The sequence below is a fragment of the Mesorhizobium sp. M2A.F.Ca.ET.039.01.1.1 genome (genome assembly GCF_003998035.1).
Lineage (GTDB): Bacteria > Pseudomonadota > Alphaproteobacteria > Rhizobiales > Rhizobiaceae > Mesorhizobium.
The window spans coordinates 1-3,822 of sequence record NZ_RZRY01000603.1; the positions used below are offsets into that span (position 1 = coordinate 1).

3 protein-coding genes are annotated in these 3,822 nt (G+C 63.5%); all 3 read left to right on the forward strand.

The features are described from left to right. Window positions 1-601, forward strand: a 601-nt coding sequence (gene nadE, locus EOA24_RS30215; RefSeq protein WP_127410390.1) for an NAD(+) synthase, incomplete at its 5' end; no start/stop codon positions are given. Window positions 602-630: 29 nt separating this feature from the next. Beyond that, window positions 631-1,053 carry a GNAT family N-acetyltransferase gene (locus EOA24_RS30220; protein ID WP_126082415.1) on the forward strand — a complete coding sequence of 141 codons (423 nt, stop codon included), beginning with the start codon at window positions 631-633 and terminating at the stop codon, window positions 1,051-1,053. 418 nt (window positions 1,054-1,471) lie between these two features. Next, window positions 1,472-3,277 carry an ABC transporter ATP-binding protein gene (locus EOA24_RS30225; RefSeq protein WP_126082416.1) on the forward strand — a complete coding sequence of 602 codons (1,806 nt, stop codon included), beginning with the start codon at window positions 1,472-1,474 and terminating at the stop codon, window positions 3,275-3,277. Window positions 3,278-3,822 lie beyond the last annotated feature (545 nt).

Sequence of the window (3,822 nt, forward strand, 5' to 3'; positions counted from 1 at the left end):
CTTCAAGCATGCGCTGACGCAGCTCTTCGAGGGCACCCAGGAAGGCATCACCGAGGAAAACCTGCAGAGCCGTGCGCGCGGCACGATCCTGATGGCGATCTCGAACAAATTCGGTTCGATGGTGGTCACCACCGGCAACAAGAGCGAGATGTCCGTCGGCTACGCCACGCTTTACGGCGACATGAATGGCGGCTTCAATCCGATCAAGGATCTCTACAAGATGCAGGTCTACGCGCTGTCGCGCTGGCGCAATTCGCATGTGCCGCCGGGCGCGCTCGGTCCTTCCGGCGAGGTCATTCCGAAGAACATCATCGACAAGGCGCCATCGGCGGAACTGCGCGAGAACCAGACCGACCAGGATTCGCTGCCGCCCTATCCGGTGCTGGACGACATCCTGGAATGCCTGGTCGAGAACGAGATGAGCGTCGACGACATCGTCGCGCGCGGCCATGACCGGGCGACGGTGACCCGTGTCGAGCACCTGCTCTACATCGCCGAATACAAGCGCCGGCAGGCGGCGCCCGGCGTGAAGATCACGCGGAAGAATTTCGGCCGCGACCGCCGTTATCCAATCACCAACCGGTTCCGGGATCGCGGTTGATCCCCGGCGAGATTGCGGCAGCGCAGCGCATGCAAGACATAGAAATCAGCTTCGACCTGTCGCGGATCGATTTCCGGGCAACGTCCGATCAGCTCATGCAAAGCTATTGGGGCGCGTCGCGGACCGACGAGGCCCACCGCCGGGCCTTCGACAACTCGCTCTGCGCCGGCGCCTATCTCGATGGCGAGCAGGTCGGCTTCGCCCGCGCGATCACCGACTACACGGTCTTTGCCTATGTCGCCGACGTCATCATCTGGCCACAGCATCGCGGTCGGGGGATCGGCAAGCGGCTCGTCCAGGCGCTGATCGATCATCCCGAAGTCAGCACGGTGACGCATTGGAGCCTGTCGACCGACGACGCCCACAGCCTCTACGAGAAGTTCGGATTCAAGGCGTCGACCGACGGACGCTACATGCGGCTGGATCGCAAAGCGGGCAAGCCGACGGCTTAAAGCGCGTCGGACTGAAACCAATTCAGCCGCTTCTGTGCGGCATGCACCAGGCCGCGCAACCTGCCGTTGTTGCAAATTCGTCTCAGTGCTTGGACCAGATGTCGTTTTGGCGACGGTCCGGCTTGGCGATCGGCCGATGCCTCCCTATAAGAACCTCTCCGCGATTCCCTTCCGGGAGGACCGTATGGCAGAATTTGACATCGTTATGCGAGGCCGCGAAGCCTAGGTCTGCTCGGGCTTTCCGAAGGTTTTCGGAGAGCCGGGCGCAGCACAGGCATTAGCCGCTGCCGGTCGCCGCCTCAGGGCAGGCGGCCTACCATACTGAACCTCCCGCTCTTTTGAGGCGCCGCAGGGCGCGGATGCGGGTTTTCCAATTTGATTTTACCGGGACCGGGCTCGTTTGCGCCCGGATGACATCATGGCTCGTTTCAAGATCGATCTGCGCGCCGGCGCCTTTCGCAGCGTGCTCGGCTTCACGTTCAGCCACTGGCGGCGCCAGCCGTGGCGGCTTTCGCTCATCATGGGCGCATTCCTGCTCTCGACGCTGGCCGATGTGCTGACGCCCTTCTATTCCGGCCGCCTGGTCGACGCGGTCGCAAGCGGCGCCGGGACCGATGAAGTCGCCTGGAACGCGGCGATGACGGCGTTCTCGATCCTGATGGCGTTGGCGCTGGCGGGCGTCGTGCTGCGCAATGTCGCCTTCCTGTGGATCGTCGAGCTGACGCTGAAGATGATGTCGGACATTGCCGCCGACGCCTTCCATCGGGTGCAGCGGTTCTCGACGGACTGGCACGCCAACAGCTTTGCCGGATCGACGGTGCGCAAGATAACGCGCGGCATGTGGGCGCTGGACCTGCTCAACGACACGATCCTGATCGCGCTCCTGCCATCGGTCGTCATGCTCGTCGGATCGACGCTGCTGCTCGGCTGGTTCTGGCCGCTGATGGGGGCTGTCGTGGCGGCCGGCTCGGTGCTGTTCATCGCCGTCACGGCGATGCTCTCGCTCGGCTATGTCGCGCCCGCCGCGCGGCTCGCCAACAGCTGGGACACGCGGCTGGGCGGCGCGCTGGCGGACGCGGTGAGCTGCAATGCCGTCGTCAAAGGCTTTGGCGCGGAGGCCCGCGAGGAAGCGCGGCTGGCGCGCGTGGTCGCCAAATGGCGGCTGCGCACCGGCCGCACCTGGATGCGCGGCACTGCCAACGGCACCACGCAAGGGGCGCTGCTGCTGGTCATGCGGGCGGCAGTCATCGGCCTTGCCCTCATCTTATGGGCCTGGGGCCAGGCGAGCGCCGGCGACGTCGCCTTCGTGCTGACCTCGTTCTTCGTGCTGCAGGGCTATCTGCGCGACATCGGCACGCATATCCGCAACCTGCAACGCTCGGTCAACGACATGGAGGAACTGGTCGACTTCCAGTCCGAACCGCTCGGCATCGAGGACCGGCCCGGAGCTCGGCCGATCCGGATCACCGATGGGCGCGTCGCCTTCGACAAGGTGACGTTCCACTACGGCAACCATCTTCTGCCGCTCTACCGCGATTTCTCGGTCGACATCGCGGCTGGCGAGCGCATTGGACTGGTCGGGCATTCGGGCTCGGGCAAGACGACCTTCGTCAAGCTGATCCAGCGGCTCTATGACGTGAATGCCGGGCGGATCCTGATTGACGGGCAGGACATCTCGCAGGTCGAGCAGGCGTCGCTGCGCAGCCAGATCGCCATCGTCCAGCAGGAGCCGATCCTGTTCCACCGCTCGCTTGCCGAGAACATCGCCTATGCCAGGCCCGGCGCCAGCCAGGCCGAGATCGAGCATGCGGCGAAACTCGCCAGCGCGCATGATTTCATCACCAACCTGCCCAAGGGCTACGGAACCCTGGTCGGCGAGCGCGGTGTGAAGCTTTCTGGCGGTGAGCGGCAGCGCGTGGCGATCGCGCGAGCCTTCCTGGCGGATGCGCGCATCCTGATCCTGGACGAGGCGACATCGAGCCTGGATTCGGAATCGGAAGTGCTGATCCAGAGGGCGATGGAGCGGCTGATGGTGGGGCGCACGACCCTTGTCATCGCGCACCGGCTCTCGACGGTTCGGGCGCTCGACCGCCTGCTGGTCTTCGATCGAGGCCGTATCGCCGAAGAGGGTTCGCATGACGATCTGATCCGCCTCAATGGCGGCATCTACCGACGGCTGTTCGAGCGGCAGGCGCTCGAACTGACCAAAGGCCTCGTCGCCTGAGGAAAGGACGGCCCGGCTCCGGCTGGGCCGTCGGTCCTCTGGCTCCCCTGCAGCAGCGCAGATCAATCCAAGGTCTGCAACCGCGCTCTCGTCACGCGGCTTGAGTGAGGTAATGCGGTGTTTAAATTCGTCTCCATATACTTAAAGTTTGAGTCATTTCATCAGCAACGCCATGCGATATTACATTATTTAAACAGTTTTCGGCGTATACCTTCAGAAGGGCAAGTCGGATGTGGCATGCGCAGGTCTCCTGGAGATTTCTACAGGCATGCCGGTCGGAAGAAGATTTCTTTGTAAATTCTAGGATCTCACCTGCCGACAGAGGACCTTGCATAGGCATTCATGATGGATTTGGTCTCCGCAAATGGGGGTTCGAGAAAGACGCCGGCGCCGTCGGTGCCCGACCATGGCTCGGTACGGCCGCTCGCCGCCGAGGATCTCGATCGCGTCGCCGCACTCTTCCTGACGAAGTTCCGCCGTCGCCGCCTTCGCGATCACGCGATCGCGCGGACGGCGGACTATATGAGAAAGCTTTATCTTGACGG